The 20,749-nt window shown below is 63.5% G+C and carries 13 protein-coding genes; 6 read left to right on the forward strand and 7 right to left on the reverse strand.

From position 1 onward, the window contains the following. Positions 1-7: 7 nt before the first annotated feature. The 6 genes from JG739_RS31355 to JG739_RS31380 form a co-directional block, all read right to left on the reverse strand. Positions 8-658, reverse strand: a complete 651-nt coding sequence (locus JG739_RS31355; protein ID WP_202364676.1) for a S24 family peptidase — start codon at positions 656-658, stop codon at positions 8-10. An 82-nt stretch (positions 659-740) separates the two neighbouring features. Further along, positions 741-2,960, reverse strand: a complete 2,220-nt coding sequence (locus JG739_RS31360; protein WP_202364677.1) for a 3-hydroxyacyl-CoA dehydrogenase NAD-binding domain-containing protein — start codon at positions 2,958-2,960, stop codon at positions 741-743. Positions 2,961-2,974: 14 nt separating this feature from the next. Further along, on the reverse strand, positions 2,975-4,183 hold the full coding sequence (locus JG739_RS31365; RefSeq protein WP_202364678.1) for an acetyl-CoA C-acetyltransferase: 1,209 nt from the start codon (positions 4,181-4,183) through the stop codon (positions 2,975-2,977). A 30-nt stretch (positions 4,184-4,213) separates the two neighbouring features. Beyond that, on the reverse strand, positions 4,214-5,383 hold the full coding sequence (locus tag JG739_RS31370; RefSeq protein WP_202364679.1) for an acyl-CoA dehydrogenase family protein: 1,170 nt from the start codon (positions 5,381-5,383) through the stop codon (positions 4,214-4,216). A gap of 238 nt (positions 5,384-5,621) precedes the next feature. After that, positions 5,622-7,418 (reverse strand): acyl-CoA dehydrogenase, encoded by a 1,797-nt coding sequence (locus JG739_RS31375; RefSeq protein WP_202364680.1) that lies wholly within the window; start codon positions 7,416-7,418, stop codon positions 5,622-5,624. A gap of 283 nt (positions 7,419-7,701) precedes the next feature. After that, on the reverse strand, positions 7,702-8,163 hold the full coding sequence (locus tag JG739_RS31380; RefSeq protein WP_202367717.1) for a MerR family transcriptional regulator: 462 nt from the start codon (positions 8,161-8,163) through the stop codon (positions 7,702-7,704). A gap of 466 nt (positions 8,164-8,629) precedes the next feature. Here JG739_RS31380 and JG739_RS31385 point away from each other — a divergent pair, with 466 nt between their 5' ends. The 4 genes from JG739_RS31385 to JG739_RS31400 all read left to right on the forward strand — a co-directional run bounded on the left by JG739_RS31385 (position 8,630) and on the right by JG739_RS31400 (position 15,893). Further along, the gene (locus tag JG739_RS31385) at positions 8,630-12,619 is read left to right on the forward strand and encodes a peptidoglycan-binding protein (RefSeq protein ID WP_202364681.1); all 3,990 of its coding nucleotides are present in this window, start codon (positions 8,630-8,632) and stop codon (positions 12,617-12,619) included. Between the two features lie 192 nt (positions 12,620-12,811). Then, a complete protein-coding gene (locus tag JG739_RS31390) occupies positions 12,812-13,735 on the forward strand; it encodes a sulfite exporter TauE/SafE family protein (protein WP_202364682.1) in 924 nt (307 codons plus the stop codon). After that, positions 13,735-14,526 (forward strand): TIGR02186 family protein, encoded by a 792-nt coding sequence (locus JG739_RS31395; protein WP_202364683.1) that lies wholly within the window; start codon positions 13,735-13,737, stop codon positions 14,524-14,526. The genes JG739_RS31390 and JG739_RS31395 overlap by 1 nt, the downstream gene beginning before the upstream one ends. Before the next feature lie 110 nt (positions 14,527-14,636). After that, a complete protein-coding gene (locus JG739_RS31400; protein ID WP_202364684.1) occupies positions 14,637-15,893 on the forward strand; it encodes an Hsp70 family protein in 1,257 nt (418 codons plus the stop codon). A 6-nt stretch (positions 15,894-15,899) separates the two neighbouring features. Here the strand turns inward: JG739_RS31400 and JG739_RS31405 are convergent, their stop codons facing one another. Then, the gene (locus JG739_RS31405; protein ID WP_202364685.1) at positions 15,900-16,802 is read right to left on the reverse strand and encodes a LysR substrate-binding domain-containing protein; all 903 of its coding nucleotides are present in this window, start codon (positions 16,800-16,802) and stop codon (positions 15,900-15,902) included. Between the two features lie 278 nt (positions 16,803-17,080). Here JG739_RS31405 and JG739_RS31410 point away from each other — a divergent pair, with 278 nt between their 5' ends. Further along, positions 17,081-20,011: a molybdopterin oxidoreductase family protein gene (locus JG739_RS31410; protein ID WP_202364686.1), complete on the forward strand. Its 2,931-nt coding sequence runs from the start codon at positions 17,081-17,083 to the stop codon at positions 20,009-20,011. Then, positions 20,008-20,742, forward strand: coding sequence for a 4Fe-4S dicluster domain-containing protein (locus JG739_RS31415; protein ID WP_202364687.1), 735 nt, complete (start codon positions 20,008-20,010; stop codon positions 20,740-20,742). Before JG739_RS31410 ends, JG739_RS31415 begins: the two co-directional genes overlap by 4 nt. Positions 20,743-20,749: the final 7 nt, after the last annotated feature.

Raw genomic sequence — 20,749 nt, forward strand, 5'->3', positions numbered from 1 at the left:
GGCGGCCCTACTGGCTTGCCCAGACAATCCGCGCCACCCATTCGACATCGCGCATCGGGATGTCGCGATCCGGGTGATCGGGATTGAGCGAGACCAGCATGATCGACTTCGCCGTCTGACGCTCCAACACCTTGGCCATCACCTCGCCGGCATTGGTCTTGACGACGACGCGGTCGCCCTTGCGGGTGGCGGCGCCCGGCTCGACAATCAGCACGTCGCCGTTGCGGTAGAGCGGCAGCATGGAATCGCCTTGGACCTGCAGCGCATAGGAGGTTTCGGTCGCCCGTGCCGGAAGCTCGATCAGGTCCCAGCCCTGCCCCACGGGAAAGCCGGCATCGTCGAAGAAGCCGCCGGCGCCGGCCTGGGCGAAGCCGAGCAGCGGCACCGAAAACCTCTGTGGCGGCAGAGATCCGGGAACGGCCTTGCCCCGGCCTTCGACCAGCCCGGTGAATTCGTCGAGCGAGGCGCCGGTCGCCTCGATGATCTTGGCCAGCGACTCGGTCGACGGCCAGCGCGGCCGCCCGTCCGAGGACAGCCGCTTCGATTTGTTGAAGGCGGTCGAATCGAGGCCCGCGCGTTTTGCCAGTCCCGACGCCGAGAGCGAATAGCGCTCGGCGAGAGCATCGATAGCGGCCCATACGCGGTCATGCGAGAGCACTTTTGCTCTCCTTCAGAACAGGAAAAAATACCTTCTCCGTTCTAACCGCTGGCCGTGATTTTGTCCACCACCGAAGGCGGCGTCACGCCGCCTTCCTGGCCTCACTCCTGGCATAGGGATCGAAGCGTTCGTAGAAAGTCTCGCCCTTCTCTGCCATGTCGAGCAGCAGCTTCGGCGCTTTGAACTCGCCGCCGTACTTCTTCTGCAGACCCTTGGCGATCTTTACGAATTTCTTCGCGCCGATGCCGTCGATGTAGGACAGCACGCCGCCGGTAAATGGTGCGAAGCCGAAGGCGAGGATCGAGCCGACATCGGCCTCGCGCGGATCGGTGACGATGCCCTCCTCCATCACCCGCGCCGCCTCCAATGCAATGGTGACCAGGAGCCGCTGCTTCAGCTCCTCATAGTCGACCTTTTCAGGCGCCAACTGCGGATAGAGATCCTTCAGGCCCGGCCACAGCTTCTTCTTGGCAGGCTTTTGCGGATAATCGTAAAAACCTTTGCCGTTCTTGCGGCCGAAGCGGCCATGCGTATCGACCAGCGTGTTGATCAGCGCCATCTGCTTCGCGTCGACAGCCTTGTCGCCGAGATCGCGCATGGTCTGCTTCATGATCTTCTGCGCGAGGTCGATCGCCGTTTCGTCCGTCAGCGCCAAGGGGCCGACCGGCATGCCTGCGGCCTTCGCTGCGTTCTCGATCATCGGCGCCGGAACGCCCTCGATGAGCATCTTGTAGGCTTCCGACATGTAGCGCAGTACGCAGCGGTTGACGTAGAAGCCGCGCGTGTCGTTGACGACGATCGGCGTCTTCTTGATGGCGCGAACGAAGTCGATCGCGGTGGCCAGCGCCTTGTCGCCCGTCTTCTTGCCCAAAATGATTTCGACCAGCATCATCTTGTCGACCGGCGAGAAGAAATGGATGCCGATGAAATTCTTCGGCCGCGCCGAATTCTTCGCCAGCGACGTGATCGGGATGGTGGACGTGTTCGACGCGAAGACCGCCGACGGCTTCAGCACGGCCTCCGCCTTTTCGGTGGCGTCCTTCTTGACGCCCGAATCCTCGAATACCGCCTCGACCACCAGGTCGCAGCCTGTGAGGTCGGCATAGTCCGCCGTCGGCGTGATCAGCGACAGCAGCCTGTCCTTGTCCTCCGGCTTGGCGCGGCCCTTCCTGACCTGATCCGAGATCAGGCTGTCCGAATGCGCCTTGCCCTTGGCGGCAGCGTCCATGTCGCGGTCGAGCAGCACCACCGGAATCCCGGCCTTGGCCGTGACATAGGCGATGCCAGCGCCCATGAAGCCGGCGCCGAGCACGCCGATCTTCTTGAACTTGGTTTCCGGCACGCCGGCCGGGCGACGCGCGCCCTTGTTCAGTTCCTGCAGCGACACGAACAGCGAGCGGATCATCGCCGCCGCCGCCCTGGTCTGCATGATCTCGGTGAAATAACGCTGCTCGATGCGCAAGCCGGTGTCGAACGGCACCAGCAAGCCTTCATAGACGCATTTCAGGATGGCCGCGGCAGCCGGATAGTTGCCATAGGTCTCGCGGCGCAGGATAGCGATTGCCGGTGGCCACAGATTGGCGCCGGCCACCGAATAGACCGGCCCGCCGGGCAGCTTGAAGCCCTTCTCGTCCCACGGCGCCACTGGCTTCAAGCCATTTTTGATCATGGCTTTGGCGGTATCGACCAGCTTCGTCGGTTCGGCAATCTCATGGATCAGGCCCATCGACTTGGCCTTCTGCGGCGACAGCGTCTGACCGGAAGTCAGCATCTGCAGCGCCTGCTGCTGGTCGGTCAGCCGCGGCACGCGCTGGGTGCCGCCGGCACCCGGGAAGATGCCGATCTTCACTTCGGGGAGCGCCATCTTGACCTTGTCAGAATCGGCCGCGACACGGCCATGGCAAGCGAGCGACAGCTCGAAGGCGCCGCCCATGCAGGTGCCGTTGATCGCCGATACCCACGGCTTGCCTGAGGTCTCCAACTTGCGGAACAGGCCGGTCATGTAGCCGGCATTGTCGAACAATACCTTGGTCGCCTTGTCCAGGTCCTTGGCTTTATCGGCTGCGAACTTCGACAGCATCTTCTGCAGCATGGTGATGTCTGCACCGCCGGAGAACGTGTCCTTACCGGAGGTGATCACTGCCCCCTTGATCCCCGCGTCGTTCGCCACCTTGTCGACGATGGCGTTCAGCTCCAGCATCGCCTCTTCGGTGAAAACGTTCATCGAGCGGTCGGGCATGTCCCAGGTGACCAGCGCGATGCCATCGGCGTCGATGTCGAGGGTGAAATTGGTGTAGCTCATCGGTCTCTCTCCCGTCAGACGCGTTCGATGATCGTTGCGGTGCCCATGCCAGCGCCGATGCAGAGCGTCACCAGCGCGGTGTTCAGGTCGCGGCGCTCCAGTTCGTCCAGCACCGTTCCGAAGATCATCGCACCAGTTGCGCCGAGCGGATGGCCCATGGCGATGGCGCCGCCATTGACGTTGATCCTGTCGTGCGAAATGTCGAAAGCCTGCATGTAGCGCAGCACCACCGAGGCGAACGCCTCGTTGAGTTCGAACAGGTCGATGTCCGACAGCTTTATCCTGGCGCGCTTCAGCAGCTTCTCGGTCACGTCGACCGGACCGGTCAGCATCAGCACCGGCTCCGAGCCGATATTGGCGAATGCACGGATGCGCGCGCGCGGCTTCAGGTCGAGCGACTTTCCGGCCTTCTTCGAGCCGAGCAGAACGGCTGCCGCGCCGTCGACGATGCCGGACGAATTGCCGGCGTGGTGGACGTGATTGACCTCCTCCACTTCGGGATGCTTCTGCACCGCGACGGCATCGAAGCCGCCCATTTCGCCGGGCATGACGAAAGACGGGTTGAGGGCCGCCAGCGATTGCATATCGGTCGAAGGCCGCATGTGCTCATCGTGGTCGAGAATGGTCAGGCCGTTCTGGTCCTTGATCGAGATCACCGAATTCTTGAAGCGGCCTTCGCCCCAGGCGTTGGCGGCGCGCTTCTGGCTTTCGACCGCATAGGCGTCGACGTCGTCGCGCGAAAAGCCGTACTTCGTGGCGATCAGATCGGCCGAGATGCCCTGCGGCACGAACCAGCCCGGCAGGCCGACCGAGGGGTCCATGAACCAGGCGCCGCCGGACGCGCCCATGCCGACGCGCGACATCGATTCGACGCCGCCGGCGATGACGATCTCGTCGGCGCCCTGCGCGATCTTGGCGGCGCCGAAATTGATGGCATCCAGGCCAGAGGCGCAGAAACGCGAGATCTGCATGCCGGGGGCTTTGGTATCGTAACCGGCCTCGAAAGCGGCGGCGCGCGGAATGACGGAACCCGCCTCGCCGACTGGATCGACGCAGCCGAAGATGATGTCGTCGACGGTGCCGGTGTCCAGCCCATTGCGGTCGCGGATCGCCTCAAGCACCTTGGCGCCGAGCCGCACCGCCGGCACCTCGTGCAGCGAGCCATCCTTCTTGCCCCTGCCGCGCGGCGTGCGCACGGCGTCATAGACATAAGCTTCGGCCATTTTCCTGCTCCTTGGTTTGCTGAAAGTCTCTCAGAGAGAGCGCCCGATCAGCAATTTCATGATCTCGTTGGTGCCGCCGTAGATGCGCTGGACGCGGGCATCGCGGAACATGCGGGCGATCGGATACTCATTCATGTAGCCATAGCCGCCATGCAATTGAAGGCATTCGTCGACGACTTTTCCCTGCAGGTCGGACAGCCAGTATTTGGCCATCGAGGCCGTCACCGGGTCGAGACCAGCATCGATATGGCGGGCGACGCAGTCATTGTAGAAGACCCGGCCGATGGTCGCCTCGGTCTTCAGTTCGGCCAGCTTGAACTGGGTGTTCTGGAAATCGATGATCGCCTTGCCGAAGGCCTTGCGCTCCTTGACGTAGTCGATGGTCAACGCCAGCGCCCGTTCGACCATGGCGATGGCGCCAGTGCCGATCTGCAGCCGCTCCTGCGGCAATTGCTGCATCAACTGGACGAAGCCCTGGCCTTCCTCGCGGCCGAGCAGATTGGAAGTCGGCACGCGCATATCGTTGAAGAACAGTTCCGACGTGTCGTTGGCCTTGAGCCCGATCTTGTCGAGGTTGCGGCCGCGCTCGAACCCTTCGATCTCATCGGTCTCGACGACGATCAGCGAAGTGCCCTTGGCGCCCTTCTCCGGATCGGTCTTGGTGACGATTATGATGAAGTTGGCGAGCTGGCCGTTGGTGATGAAGGTCTTCGAGCCGTTGACCTTGTACTGGTTGCCGTCCTTCTCGGCGCGCGTCTTTACGCCTTGCAGATCGGAGCCGGCGCCGGGTTCGGTCATGGCGATTGCGCCGATCAGCTCGCCGGTCGCCAGCTTCGGCAGCCACTTCTTCTTCTGCTCCTCCGAGCCGTAGTGGAGGATGTAGGGGGCGACGATCGAATTGTGCAGGCCGATGCCGAAACCGTCGACGCCGACATGGCCGATCGCCTCAATGATGGCGCTCTCATGCGCGAACGTCCCGCCCGAACCGCCATATTCCTCCGGCATCGAGGCACAGAGCAGACCGGCCGCGCCCGCCTTCAGCCAGCACTCGCGGTCGACCATCTCGTTCTTCTCGAACTCGTCATAGCGCGGCGCGATCTCTTCCGACATGAAGCGGTGCGCCATGTCGTAGAGCATGCCGACCTCGTCCGCCGCCCAGGCGGGTTTGGGAAGGCCAAGAATTTCGGCGGGGTTGGTCATGCTGTTTCTCCCTCGCGCCGACATCCCCCTCCCCCTCGAGGGGAGGGTGGCCCGAAGGGCCGGGTGGGGTCGCCGATGGAGTGCTCGGCCTTATCTTGCTGCAGTTCGAAACCGACATGGATTTGAGGCAACGCGATCATTCTCCTCCCAAGGCGCCAACCAGGTCGGCGCACTACACGCAGGACCCCTCCCGGCCGCTTCGCGGCCACCCTCCCCTCGAGGGGGAGGGAAATCGAGCTTAGAACGCTTCCGCCTGCAGTGCCATCAATGTATCGGCGCCGCTGGAGATGCGGGCGAGGTGCGCCGATGTCTCCGGCATGATCCGCTCCATGAAGAAGCGCGCCGTCACCAGCTTGCTGTCGTAGAAGGCCGAAGAACCATTGGCGCCATTGGCCAATTTCGCCCGGGCTGCCTTGGCCATCTGCGCCCACATATAGCCCAGCGCCACGAGGCCGAAGAGATGCATGTAGTCGGTCGAGGCGGCACCGGCGTTGTCGGGCTTGGCCATGCCGTTCTGCATCAGCCACATCGTCGCCGCCTGCAGATCGTTGAGGCTCTTCTTCAGCACCCTGGTGAAGGGCGCCATCTTCTCGTCAGTGCGGTTCTCCTCGCAGAATTCGCCGACCTCCTTGAAGAAGGCCTGCACGGCACGGCCGCCATTCAAGGCCAGCTTGCGGCCGACGAGGTCAAGCGCCTGGATGCCGTTGGCACCCTCGTAGATCATGGCGATGCGGGCATCGCGCACGAACTGGCTCATGCCGTGCTCTTCGATATAGCCGTGCCCGCCGAACACTTGCTGCGCCATCACCGCGTGGTCGAAACCCTTGTCGGTGAGCACCCCCTTGACCACCGGCGTCATCAGCCCGGTGTAGTCGTCGGCGGCCTGGCGGTCCTTGTCGTCACTGGCGCGGTGGGCGATATCGGACTTGATTGCCGTCCACAGCGCCAGTGCGCGACCGGCCTCGTTGAAGGCCTTCATGGTCATCAGGCTGCGACGGATATCGGGGTGGACGATGATCGGATCGGCCTTTTTGTCCGGCGCCTTCGGCCCTGACAGCGAGCGTCCCTGCAGGCGATCCTTGGCATAGGACACAGCGTTCTGATAGGCGACCTCCGACACAGAAAGCCCCTGCAGGCCGACGCCGAGCCTCGCTTCGTTCATCATCGTGAACATGGCTTTCAGCCCGCCATTCGTCTCGCCAAGCAGCGTGCCTTGCGCCTCGTCATAATTCATGACGCAGGTCGAATTGCCATGGATGCCCATCTTCTCCTCGATCGAGCCGCAGGAGACGGTGTTTTTCTCGCCAGGATTGCCTGATGCATCGAGCTTGAGTTTTGGCACGATGAACAGCGAAATGCCCTTCACGCCTTCCGGCGCGCCCTCGATGCGGGCCAACACCAGGTGGACGATGTTGTCCGACATGTCGTGCTCGCCGGCCGATATGAAGATCTTCTGGCCTGAGATCCTGTAGGTGCCGTCGCCGTTGGGAACCGCCTTGGTGCGCAGCAGGCCGAGATCGGTGCCGCAATGCGGCTCGGTCAGGTTCATGGTGCCGGTCCAGACGCCTTCGACCAGCTTCGGCAACCAGAGCGCCTTCTGCTCGTCGGTGCCGTGAGTAATGATCGCGGCGATCGCTCCCTGCGTCAGGCCGGGGTACATCATCAGCGACATGTTGGCCGAAATCATATATTCGGAAACAGCGGTATGCACCGCGTAAGGCAAACCCTGGCCGCCAAATTCGACGGGCGCGGCCAGCCCCATCCAGCCGCCCTCGCGGTATTGGTCGAAGGCCTCCTTGAAGCCTTTCGGCGTCGTCACCGAACCGTCGCCATGACGCACGCAGCCTTCCATGTCGCCGACGCGGTTCAGCGGCTGCATGACATTTTCAGCGAGCTTGGCGCCCTCGGCGAGGATGGCCTCGACCACGTCCGGCGTCGCGTCGGAAAATCCAGGAAGATTGGAATAGCGCTGGTAGCCCAGTACTTCGTTCAGCACAAACAGCGTGTCCTGGACCGGCGCCCTGTAGATCGGCATGCGTTTCCTCCACCATGCGGCCTTGGCCCCGAATCCCCAGTGTGAAGGCATGCGGACCAATGTTCAGATCGGAATAGCAAAAGTTGACGTTTGCGTAAACGTCAATTTTTTGATGCGACAAATTATCCCCGCCGCTCGCTCACAAGCGTAACGGCGCTGGCCGTAGCCAGTCCGAACAGATTGAAAAATCCCGACGCAGCCGCAAGACAACGCAAAGAGCCGCGCGGCCAAGGTCCACGCGGCTCTCTCCCAGAAAGGCCGTTCACAGGAATCCGGCGAGGAATTACCCGGCGACGCTGGCCTGCGCCGCCGAGCGTTCGCTCAGCATCTGACGCACCGCCGCCATCGAGTTGCTCAACTCGTTGATGGCATCATCGATCAGCGCCCGCTGCTTCCGCAGACGGGCAAGCTGCTTCTCCGACTTGTCGAGCGTCAGCCGCAACTGCTTGGTGTTGGAACCGGTTGGGTCATACAGATCCATCATCTGCTTGACGTCGCGCAGCGAGAATCCGACCTTGCGGCCGAGCAGGATCAGCTTCAGCCGCGCCTTGTCGCGGCGCGTGTAGAGACGGGTCGAGCCGTCGCGCTGCGGATTGAGAAGGCCCTTGTCCTCGTAGAAACGCAGCGTACGCAGCGTTACTCCGTATTTCTTGGCCATCTCGCCGATGCGGACAAGATCCTCGCCGGCTTTATCAGACATGTCATTGGTATTGGCCGCGGCTTCGCCGGGCGAAACAAGTTTCATGGTCACTGGCTTTCCCCATCTGGTGGCGCCGCGGTCCCGGACCGTGCGTCGCCTGAGTGGAAGCGGGGGCGTGCTTCCACCCGTGGTTTCAACAAACAAATCGCAAACGGCACAGTCTTGCACCCTTACGTTTACGTCAATTCTATACCGATAGCCGCCTCACGAAGCAAGGGCGTCGTGCGGGAGGATCTTTTTGCCGCATCCGCCAGCGCATGGCCCAGGCGCTCGTCGACGATGTTGTAACTTCTTAAGCTTGGTTAACGCGTTGTTTACCACGTTGGGCGAATTGTGCGCATGTCGGTCACCCGTGTTTATCCTGTAGCGAATTTTTCACGGTTTTTCGGAGCGCGGGTGAAACCCGGGAAGCTAGTCTTCCACCGCAGCAAAGCCGCGGCCGCCTTCGCTTCCGGCAGGACTTTGGGAAAACTGGTCATAAAGCCAGCAGTGAAACTGAACGGGCGCATCGATGAACAGCAAGCGGTCCTATCTCGATACACTCAACGCCGGCCGGCAGCGCAGGCCGTACACCACGCTTGAACAGCTCAACCGTTCTCTGGAAACGCTGGAGCAGCGGCTGGAGCGGACGCGCGAGGACTTGAGCGAACGTCCCGATCCGCGCCGGCTGAGCGCTGAGCCGCGCTATGCCAGCGCCCGACCCTATGAGGATCCGCGCCCGGCGCAGCCGCCGAAAAGCCCGGAGCCGGCTGCCTTCGACCAGAATTACTTCGATCAGAATTACCAGGCGATCGCCCGCGACATCGACCGCGTGCGCGGCCAGGAAGACGGCGTCGCCGTGGTCGGCAAGATCGCCGGCGAATTGCGCGGCCTGCGCGAGGAACTGCGCCACCAGATGACCGCCGGCCTGCAGCGCGAATTCGAAGCGCTGCGCAACGACATCGAGCGGGCTTTCCAGGCAAGCACCCAGCCGGGTGGCCAATCCGGAGGCAAAGGCAGCGCCGAACTCGGCGTCGAGTTCGAGCGGCTTTCCGGCGCCATCCAGTCCCTGGCCGAAAAGAGCGACGACAGAAGCGTCAACATGCTCCGGCTCGACCTGGAGCAGGTCAAGGCCGCGCTCGACACGTTGGCGCGCGAGGAGAGCGTGCAGGCGGTCGGCCGCCGCTGGGATGAGTTCGACCGCCGCTGGACCGCGTTCGAGGATCGTGTCGATGCCGATCAGCGACAGCGGTCGGACGCACCCGGTCTTTCGATGCTGACCGAACGGCTCGAACAGATCAGCAATGCCGTCAACAATCTGCCGGAATCGCTGTCGCTGCGTTCACTCGAAGAAAAGGTCCGCACGCTTGCCGGCGCCGTCGAGCATTTCGCCCTCCAGCAGGACAGCCTCGGCAGCAGCACATTCGCAATGATCGATGAGCGGCTGGACGAGATTTCGCGCGCCATCGTCGCCTCGACCGTCGCCGCGCAGGCCAATTCATTCGACCCCGAAGCATTCGAGCGTATCGAGAAGCGGATCGCCTCGCTTGCCGCACAGATCGAGGAAGTGACGCAAGTCCACCCCAGCGGCGAGGTCATCGACCGCCTCAACATGCTGTCGAGCCGTGTCGACGATCTTGCCAGCCGGGCCAATTTGCCGGAGCAGGCGATGGAGCGTCTGGACAAGCAGATCGCGCTTATTGCCGACAAGATCGACCGGGCGCCTGCCATGCCGGACGCCGACTATATCTTCCAGGGCCTGGAACAGCGTTTCGACGTGCTGTCCGGTATGATGGAGCGCCGCCAGGGCGACGCGATTGAACAGGGCAACATGCTGTTTCGCGATCTCGAGCGCCGGCTGGACGAAGTTGCCGACAGGCTGGACCAGCGCATGCCGCAGATCGACGGGGCCGGCATCATGGACGCCCTCGACGCCCGCTTCAGCGCGCTGGCCAAGCGCTTGGAGACGCGCATTCCCGATCACGCAGGTGAAGCGGCGATCCGTGGCCTGGAAAGCCGGCTCGAAGACATTTCAATCCGGCTGGATTCATCCGCGGCACAAGTCGCCGGCATCGACCCGGCCCTGATCCGCAGCCTGGAAGCGCAGGTCGCGGGCCTGTCGGCGCACCTTTCGAAACCAGGCGCGCCACTGCCGGAATTGGAGGATATCAGCCCTCGTCTCAACGAAATCGAGAAGTCGCTGGCCGGCACCCGCGATTCCATCCTCAGCGCGGCGCGCGAGGCAGCCGAGAGCGCCGTCCGTTCGTTGGCGGGCTCAAGTGCCAACACGGCGGCCGTCTCTGGCCTCGCCCAGGATCTGAAGACGCTTGAAGCACTGACGCGCCGTTCCGACGAGCGCAATTCGAGGACCTTTGAAGCCATCCACGACACGCTGCTCAAGATCGTCGACCGGCTGGGCTCGCTGGAAACCGGCGAGCCAACCGACGCTGTGAGCGAATTTCTGAATACGGAACCGGCCGAGCCGGACGGCTGGCGCGGCGTGCGATCGTCAAAGATGGCCGTACGTGACGCGCCGTCCATGGACATCGACCAGCCATTGCCGCTGACGGAAGACACGGCCGACCTCGACAGCCATGTCTCTGCCATGATCAGCGATGAATCAGGTTCCCGCGGCGACCCGGGTACGCGTAGCGACCCGGGCACCCGTACGCCGGCCGAAGCCGCCGCGGCCGCGGCCATGGCGGCGCTTGGCTCGGACACGGCGGAAAAAAGCCAGCCGACCGGCGGCCGGAAGTCGATGCTCGGCGGACTGGCGCGCGCCTTCAAGGCCAAGAAGGAGACGATCGTTCCACCGCTTGCCGGCTCCGCGCCTGATGTCGAGATACCGATTGCCGATCTCGACGAGCCGCTGGACCCGAAGCTTGCAAACCGGCCGCTGGAGCCCGGCTCCGGTCCACCGGACCTCAACGCCATCATGAAGCGCGTGCGCGACGAACGCGGCCCGCCCGTCAGGGCCGGCAATGCCGATGCATCGAAATCCGACTTCATCGCCGCAGCCAGACGCGCGGCGCAAGCGGCCGCTGCCGAGGCCGACGCTCTCAAAAAGCAGTCGACGATGAGGGGGCCGGTAAAGGCGCTCAGGATCGGCGATCTGCTCAAGGCGCGACGCAAGCCGATTCTGATGGCGGCCGCCGCTGTCATGCTGGCGCTCGCCGGCCTGCAATTAGGCAAGGCCTTTGTCTCCGACCCGGTCGAAAGGGCCAGCAATGATACGGCGCCGATGGCGGCCGCGCAGCCAGCGGAAACCGCATCGACCGGTACCGTCAGCGAGCCGAAGACCGACGCACAAACCGCAAGGGATAGCGCACCAGACCGCGCCACCCGGCAGGCAGAGCCATCCGAATCGGTAGCCGAGGGCGACATGCCGGCGCAGACCGGCATCGCCACGCCGTCGGATAACGAAATATCGGCGGATGCCGAAACGCCGATCGACCCAGGGTCCGCGGCCGATCCTGTTCCTGTGCCAATGGTTTCAACGACGTCGCCCGATCCGGCGGCGGCGAACATGACAGCGTCGGCACCTGCGGGCCCGACGGTTGCGGACGCCGAACCAATGGCGACGGCGCCGGACGCCAGCCCCGCGACCCGGGACATGACCGGCACGGTCACGTCAGCGGTTGCCTCGACGGCAGCGGCCACTGCCAAGATCGACATTCCAGCCGATGCCGGCCCAGCCGCTTTGCGTGACGCAGCGGCCGGCGGCGACGCCAAGGCACTGTTCGAGATCGGCTCGCGCTACGCCGAATCGCGCGGCGTCAAGCAAGACATGGCAGCGGCGGCCAAATGGTACGAGAAATCAGCCGAGCTCGGCTACGCGCCGGCGGAATACCGCATCGGCAACCTCTACGAGAAGGGCACCGGTGTCGCGCGCGATGTCAAGAAGGCGAAAACCTGGTACCAGCTCGCGGCGGCGCAGGGTAACGCCAGCGCCATGCACAATCTCGCCGTGCTCTTCGCCATGGCTGCGGACGGCGTGACCGACAATGAATCGGCCGCGCACTGGTTCCAGGCCGCCGCCGATCTCGGCGTCAAGGACAGCCAGTTCAATCTCGGCATCCTGGCGGCGAAGGGCGTCGGCATGAAGCAGAATTTCGAAGAATCCTACAAATGGTTCGCGCTCGTCGCCAAGACCGGCGACAAGGACGCGGCGGCAAAGCGCGACGAGATCGCCAAGGCGCTCAGGCCCGAGCAGCTCGAACGCGCACGCGCCGCCACCGAACTGTGGAAGGCAAAGCCGCTCGATCCCGCGGCCAATTCGGCCGATATTCCCGAATCGTGGCAGGACGGCACGCCGCAGACGACCGCCAGTGTCGACATGAAGAAGGTCGTTCAGAACATCCAGCGCATTCTCAACAAGAACGGCTATGAGGCCGGCAATGACGACGGCGTGATGGGCCAGAAAACCAAGGATGCCATCATGGCTTTCCAGACCGACAACGATCTGAAGCCGACCGGCACGGTCGACGAAAAGCTGGTCAAGGCGCTGCTGGCGCGCAAATAACGTCGGATGCGTCGTTTCCGCGACGCCTTTGCCACACATTTGCCTGTTAACTGATTGAGTTGTTTTTTGTTTCGGCGACGTGGCGAGGTTTGACTTCGCCGCCCGGCCGGCGCAAGAACGAGATGGGCTTTTTGGCACGAATGCCCGCAATGGTTGCATTCGCCGACGGGGCAAACTGATCGAGACTGACGGGTGGGCATCTATCTCCCGATCGCGGAAATTTCCGTCAACATCTTCGTGCTGCTGGCCATGGGCGCGGCGGTGGGTTTCTTATCGGGCATGTTCGGAGTCGGCGGCGGCTTCCTGATCACGCCGCTGCTGATCTTCTACAACATACCGCCGGCGATCGCGGTCGCCACCGGCGCCAACCAGGTCATCGCCTCCTCCTTCTCCGGCGCATTGTCGCACCTGAAGCGCGGCACGCTCGACTTCAAGCTCGGCGGTGTGCTTTTGGCCGGCGGCATCGTCGGCTCGACCGGCGGCATCTTCGTCTTTGGCTTCTTGCGCCGGCTTGGCCAGCTCGACCTGTTCATCTCGCTGCTCTATGTCGTGCTGCTCGGCACCGTCGGCGGGCTGATGCTGGTCGAGAGCGTCAATGCGCTGCGCGCCACGCGCAGCGGCGCGGCACCGGTGCTGAAGAAATCCGGCCAGCACAACTGGATCCACCGCTTGCCGCTGAAAATGCGGTTCAGGGCCTCAAAGCTTTTCGTCAGCGTCATCCCGGTGCTCGGCCTCGGTGCCGGCATCGGTTTCCTGTCGTCGATCATGGGCGTCGGCGGCGGCTTCATCATGGTGCCGGCGCTGATCTATCTCTTGAAAGTGCCGACCAACGTCGTCATCGGCACCTCGCTGTTCCAGATCATCTTCACCTCGGCCTACACCACGCTGGTCCATGCCACCACCAACCAGACGGTCGACGTCATGCTCGCCTTCCTGTTGATGGCGGGCGGCGTCGCCGGCGCGCAATACGGCGCCAAGGCCGGCCAAAGGCTGCGCGGCGAGCAGCTCAGGGCGCTGCTGGCACTGCTGGTGCTGGCGGTTGCCTTCCGGCTCGCCATCGATCTGTTCGTGACGCCGCCCAGCCTCTATTCGCTGTCCGGCGTGGATCCGAGCTGATGGCGGGCTTTAGGGCTTTCCTGGCCGCTGCCTCGCTGTCGCTGCTCGCCGCCTTGTCACCGGCCAGAGCGCAGACGCCAGTTACCGAAAACATCCAGATCGGCCTGTCCACCGACCATGTCTCAATCACCGCCGGCTTTTCCGGTGCCGACCTCACCATCTTCGGCTCATTGGAAAATGCCGACCCGCGTGTCGCCCGCCAGGGGCGCTACGACATCGTCGTCGTGCTTGAGGGTCCGGCCCGGCCGGTCGTCGTGCGCCGCAAGGACCGGGTGCTCGGCATCTGGATCAATCTGGAGTCCGAGACCTTCGAGAATGTGCCGGTGTCCTATTCGGTGGCGACGACGCGGCCGCTGCAGGACGTCACCGACCCCAACAGCTACAAGCAACTGTCCCTCGGCGCCGCCAACATCTACATGCAGCCGGCCGACGATGACGACAGTCCGGCGACCATCCAGGAATTCACCGCGGCGCTGCGCGAGCGCAAAACGGCGACCGGCCTCTACAGCGTGAATGTCGGCGGCGTGCAATTCCTGTCGCAGAACCTGTTCCGCGCCACCGTCAGGCTCGCCCCCAATGTTCCGGTCGGCACCCACAAGGCCCGCGCGTTCCTGTTCAAGAGCGGCCTGTTCATCAAGGAAAGTTCCGCCCAGCTCGAAATCCGCAAGTCCGGTTTCGAACAGTCGATCTTCCGCGTCGCCCACGATTATTCCTTGCTTTACGGCATCTTCGCCGTATCGCTTGCCATGCTGACCGGCTGGCTCGGAAGGCTCGTCTTCCGGAAGGATTAAAACTCTCTTCAAAAGGCGGTTCCCCTTTTTACGCTCGCGGGTTAGATCGCGACCGCGGCCCGGCCGAACACCGGCTGTCGCTCCCCAAATCAAAAATACAGGACTTTGCGATGCGACCAGCATTCGGCGGTATCGACTTCGGCACTTCGAATTCCACCGTCGGCGTGATCAGGAACGGGCAGCCGCAATTGGTGGCGCTGGAAGACGGCGAGGTGACGCTGCCCAGCGCGGTGTTCTTCAATTTCGAGGACAACCGCACCTACTTTGGGCGCCGCGCCATCGCCAACTATACCGATAGTGTCGAGGGTCGCCTGATGCGCTCGCTGAAGAGCGTACTCGGCGGTACGCTGGTCAATGAAAAGACCCGCATCAAGACCCGATCGATCGCCTTCACCGAGATCATCGGTCTGTTCGTAGGTCACCTCAGGAGAAGGCTGGAAGAGGATGCCGGCGACGTGGTCGAGAGCGTGGTGCTCGGTCGTCCCGTGCAGTTCGTCGACGACGATACCGAGGCCGACGCCAAGGCCGAAGGTGAACTCGAAAACGCGGCCCGCACCCATGGCTTCAAGCATATCGCCTTCCAGTTCGAGCCGATCGCGGCGGCGCTCGACTACGAGCAGAAGGTGACGCGCGAAGAGCTGGCGCTGATCGTCGACATGGGCGGCGGCACGTCCGACTTCTCGATCGTTCGGGTCTCGCCTCAGCGCGCCCGCTCGCTGGATCGCAAGGACGACATTCTGGCGAGCCGAGGCATCCATATCGGCGGCACCGACTTCGACCGGCTGTTGAGCATCGCCCATGTGATGCCGCAGCTCGGCTACCTCTCGCCGACCAAGGACGGCAAGCGCAACTTGCCGGCCAGCTACTTCATCGACCTGGCGACATGGCAGCGCATCAATCTGGTCTACACCACCCGGGCGATGACGCATCTGCGCCAGATCCGCTACGAGGCGGAACGCGCCGACCTGGTCGACCGCTTCATCGACATCGTCGAGCATCGTTACGGGCACGCGCTGGCCGCTTTGGTCGAGCGGGCCAAGATCGCGCTGACGGAGCAACCGTCGGCCAAGGTGATGGTCGCGCTGACCGGAGCGAAGTTTGCGACCGAAATTACCCGCGCCGGGCTCGAGGCCACGATCGCCAGGGATATCGAGCGGGTTGCCGCGACGGTTGGTGAGACGATCCGCGACGCGCAGGTGAAACCGTCCGCCATCACCGCAGTGTTCCTGACCGGCGGATCGACCGCCATCCCGCTGGCAAGGGAGCAGATATTGGCTCTGGTGCCGCAGGCGTCGGTCATCGAAGGTGACATGTTCGGCTCGGTCGGGCTTGGGCTGGCGCTCGATGCGCAGCGGAAATTCGCTTGACCCGGCTTACCCCCTGGCGGTCTCGCCGGCCTTCGCGCCGAGATGCGCCTTGAGCGCCATCTGGGCCAGGCTTGCCTGCCGGTCACGATGCGTGATCATGGCGAAATCGCGCTTCGGCAGATCGATCGACACGGACCGCAGGCTGCCCTCGGCAACCGCGCGTTCGACGACGAGCTCCGAAATGATGGTGGCGCCGGCGCCGGCCTCGACCGCCTGACGGACCGCCTCGTTGCTTGGCAGCACCAGGAATATCCGCAGGTCCGCGAACGAGATCCCTTCGCGGCGGGCAAGATCTTCCAGCACCTCGCGCGTGCCTGATCCGCCCTCCCTGATGATCCAGCGGAGCTCCCTGATATCGGGATGCCCGCGCGAGACTTCAGCGATCTCGGGATGCGAATGCGCCACGACCAGCATCAGGCGATCCACATCGACCTTGGCGCGCCGCAATATGTCGGATTCAGTGCGCCCCTCGACCAGGCCAAAATCAGCCGTACCGTCCAGTACGGTGGTCTCAACCTGCCTGGTGTTGCCGATGGTCACGCTCAGCCTGACGGCGGGATAGGCCTCGTGGAAGGAGGCCAGCCGGCGCGGCAGCCAGTAGCTGGCGATGGTCTGGCTGGCGGCGATGGAAAGGCTGCCGGTGATCGTCTGCGAGACATGCTCCAGCACGTCGTGGGCGGCAGCCGCCCGTTCGAGCACGGCCTTGGCCTCGGGCAGAAACCTGCGCCCGGTCTGCGCCAGCTCGATGTTGCGACCGACCCGGTTGAACAGCTGGACGCCATGCTGCTGCTCGAGCGAGCGGATGGCGGCCGAGGCGGCCGACTGGGAAATGCCCAGCAGTTCGGCCGCCTTGGTCATGTGCCCACGTTCGGCGACAGCAACGAATATGCGCAGTTGGTCCAGGGTCATGGCAGAATTAAGAAAGAAATTCGATCGGAATTACAAGAGTAATTTGTTAGAAGGATCGATTGTTTTGTTCTAATTTTCCCGACGGAGTTGGAAAAAAATCGCGGCCAAGCTGCAACGGGTAGAAAAGTGATCGAGCGGTTCAAATCCTTGTTTGCCCATTGGACCCGCGGTCTGCGGTGTCGGCTTGCCGGCAACCGCTATCATCCGGAAGAACACTACATGCGCGGCCCCGGGCCGAAGACGAGAGCCAAATTCGCAGACCGCAAAAGCGCCGGATCATGAACCACGGAACGCTGCGCGGCGCCAATTCGGCACCGTCCCAACGATCGCTTGCCAACACCCGCGCGCCCGACGAGGGTGATGGCGTCGATACCTCGCCTGACGTCTCCGACAGCATCGCCAAGACCACCTGCTACATGTGCGCCTGCCGCTGCGGCATCGACGTCCACATCAAGGACGGCAAGGTCCGCTACATCAACGGCAACAAGGACCATCCGGTCAATCGCGGCGTGCTGTGCGGCAAGGGCAGCGCCGGCATCATGCAGCATTACAGCCCGGCCCGGCTGAAGAAGCCATTGCTGCGCACCGGTCCGCGCGGCTCGGGAGAGTTTCGCGAGATCGAGTGGGAGGAGGCCTTGTCGATCGCGACGGAACGGCTGTCGAAAATCCGCCGCACCGACCCGAAGAAACTCGCCTTCTTCACCGGCCGCGACCAGTCGCAATCGTTGACCGGCTGGTGGGCGAGCCAGTTCGGCACGCCGAATTTCGCCGCCCATGGCGGCTTCTGCTCGGTCAACATGGCGGCCGGCGGGCTCTATACGATCGGCGGCTCGTTCTGGGAGTTCGGCGAACCCGACTGGGACAACACCAAGTATTTCATGCTGTTCGGAGTTGCCGAGGACCATGATTCCAATCCGATCAAGATCGGTCTCGGCAAGCTCAAGGCGCGCGGCGCCAAGGTGGTCTCGATCAATCCGTGCCGCACCGGCTACAACGCCATTGCCGATGACTGGATCGGCATCCGGCCCGGAACCGACGGCCTGTTCGTGTTTGCCCTCATCCACGAGCTGCTGAAGGCCGGCCGCGTCGATCTCGATTATTTGCTGCGCTATACCAATGCCCATGTCCTCGTCATCCAGGAGCCGAATGCTGCCGATGACGGGCTGTTCGCGCGCGACAGCGACGGCAATCCGCTGGCCTGGGACAGGGTGGCGAAAATGCCCGTCAGCGCCACCGATAATGGTGCAAAACCGGCGCTGACCGGCAACTTCCAGGTCGATGGCCGCCGCTGCGTTCCGGTCTTCCAGCTGGTTGCCGACCGCTATCTGCAGGAGAGCTATTCTCCCGATGCGGTCGCCGAACGTTGCGGCGTTGCCGCCGACACCATCCGCCGCATCGCCGCCGAACTGGCGCATGTCGCCTTCGAACAGGCGATCGAACTGCCGGTGGCGTGGACCGACTGGGCCGGCCGCCGGCATGAGACGATCAAGGGCCGGCCGGTGTCGATGCACGCGATGCGCGGCATCTCGGCGCATTCCAACGGTTTTCACACCTGCCGCGCCATCCACCTGCTGCAAGTACTCCTGGGTACGGTTGACGTGCCCGGCGGATTTCGCTTCAAGCCGCCCTATCCGCGGTCGGCGCCGCCGGGGCCGAAGCCGGCGGGCAAGGACGTCAGGCCGATGACGCCGCTCGAAGGCATGCCGCTTGGATTCGTCTGCGGCCCGGACGATCTGCTGGTCGATGACGTCGGCACGCCGATCCGTATTGACAAGGCCTATTCCTGGGATGCGCCGCTGGCAGCACACGGGCTCATGCACACGGTCATCCGTAACGCCTGGGCCAGCGATCCCTACAGGATCGATACGCTGTTCATGTACATGTCCAACATGGCCTGGAACTCGTCGATGAACACCGTCGAGACGATGGCGATGCTGACCGACATGGACGCGTCAGGCGAGTACAAGATCCCGTTCATCATCTATTCCGACGCCTATTATTCCGAGACCGTGCCGTTCGCCGATGTCGTGCTGCCTGACACGACCTATCTCGAAAGGCATGACTGCATCAGCCTGCTCGACCGGCCGATCAGCCATGCCGATGGACCGGGCGACGCCATCCGCCATCCGGTTGTCGAGCCGGACCGCGACGTCCGCCCGTTCCAGACGGTGCTGATCGAGCTCGGGGCGCGGCTCGGCCTGCCCGGCTTCGTCGACGACGACGGCTCGGCCAAATACCGCGACTATGCCGATTACATCGTCAATCATGAGCGCACGCCGGGCATCGGCCCGCTCGCCGGCTGGCGCGGCAAGGACGGAACCTCGATCGGCAAGGGCGAGGCCAATCCCGACCAGCTTCAGCGTTACATCGACAATGGCGGCTTCTGGCACCATGATTTTGCCGACGACCAGCGCTACTACAAGATGGCCAACCGCTCCTATCTCGACTTCGCCGAGACTATGGGTTTCATCCCGAAGGCCGAGCCGATCGTGTTCCAGCTCTATTGCGAGCCGATGCAGCGCTTTCGGCTCGCCGGCCGCGGCCATGGGCGGGTGCTGCCGCCAGAGGCGGAGCGCAGCCGCATCGAGACCTATATGGACCCGCTGCCGTTCTGGTACACGCCGTTCGAGGAGGCGGCTGTCGACCTCGAGAAATACAAGCTGCACGCGCTGACGCAGCGGCCGATGCACATGTATCATTCCTGGGGCTCGCAAAACGCCTGGCTCAGGCAGATCACCAGCCAGAACCGGCTGTTCGTGCACAGCCGCACCGCCGCCGGCCTCGGGCTTGTCGACGATGACTGGGTGTGGATCGAGAGCATCAACGGCAGGGTCAAGGGACAGATCAAGCTGGTCGACGGGGTCAACGCGGATACGGTGTGGACTTGGAACGCGATCGGCAAGCGGCGCGGCAGCTGGGGCCTGAAGGACGACGCCGCCGAATCCAACCGCGGCTTCCTGCTCAACCATATCATTGGCGACCAGACTTCCGCTGATGCGAACGGCAGACGCTATTCGAATTCCGATCCGGTGACCGGCCAGGCGGCATGGTTCGACCTGCGCGTCCGCATCGTCAAATGCGCGGCTGAAGAAGCCGGCTTCACCGAGCCGCAGTTCGAGCGCTTCCGGCAACCGCCGCATTTTGAGCCCTCGCCCGACAAGCTCAATTTCGGCGCCGAGTTCCGCATGAAAAGAGAAGCTCCCGAATGACCTGCGTTCCCGCCCATACCGACAAAAAACTCGGCCTGGTCATCGACCTCGACACCTGCGTCGGCTGCCAGGCCTGCGTCACCGCCTGCAAGGAATGGAATACCGGCGGTCACATGGCGCCGCTGACCGACATCGATCCCTATGGCGGCGATGCCGACGGGGTATGGTTCAACCGCGTCCACAGCTATGAGCATATGACGGAGATGGGCGGGCGAACGGTCAATTTCCCACGCTCCTGCCTGCATTGCGAGACACCGGCCTGCGTCACCGTCTGCCCGACCGGCGCCTCCTACAAGCGGGCCTCGGACGGCATCGTGCTGGTCGACGAGGACAAGTGCATCGGCTGCAAATTATGCAGCTGGGCCTGCCCCTATGGCGCGCGCGAATTCGATACCGATGTCGGCGTGATGAAGAAGTGCACGCTATGCGTCGACCGCATCTACAACGACAATCTGGCGCAAGAAGACCGCGTGCCGGCCTGCGTCGCCGCCTGTCCAACCAGCGCGCGGCACTTTGGCGATCTCGGCGACCCGGCATCGGCGATCTCGCAGCTGGTGGCCGAGCGCGGCGGCGTCGACCTGATGCCCGAACTCGGCTATCACCCAACCAACAAATATTTGCCGCCGCGCGCCCACACGCCGCGCGCCGCATCGGTGCCGGCGCCGAGGCTCGAACCGGTGCAGGCCGAAGGCGGCTTCCTCGGCTGGGTCGACCGCATGCTTTCGCATTGATCAGCAT

The organism is Mesorhizobium sp. L-2-11, from assembly GCF_016756595.1.
In the GTDB taxonomy this organism is placed as follows: domain Bacteria; phylum Pseudomonadota; class Alphaproteobacteria; order Rhizobiales; family Rhizobiaceae; genus Mesorhizobium.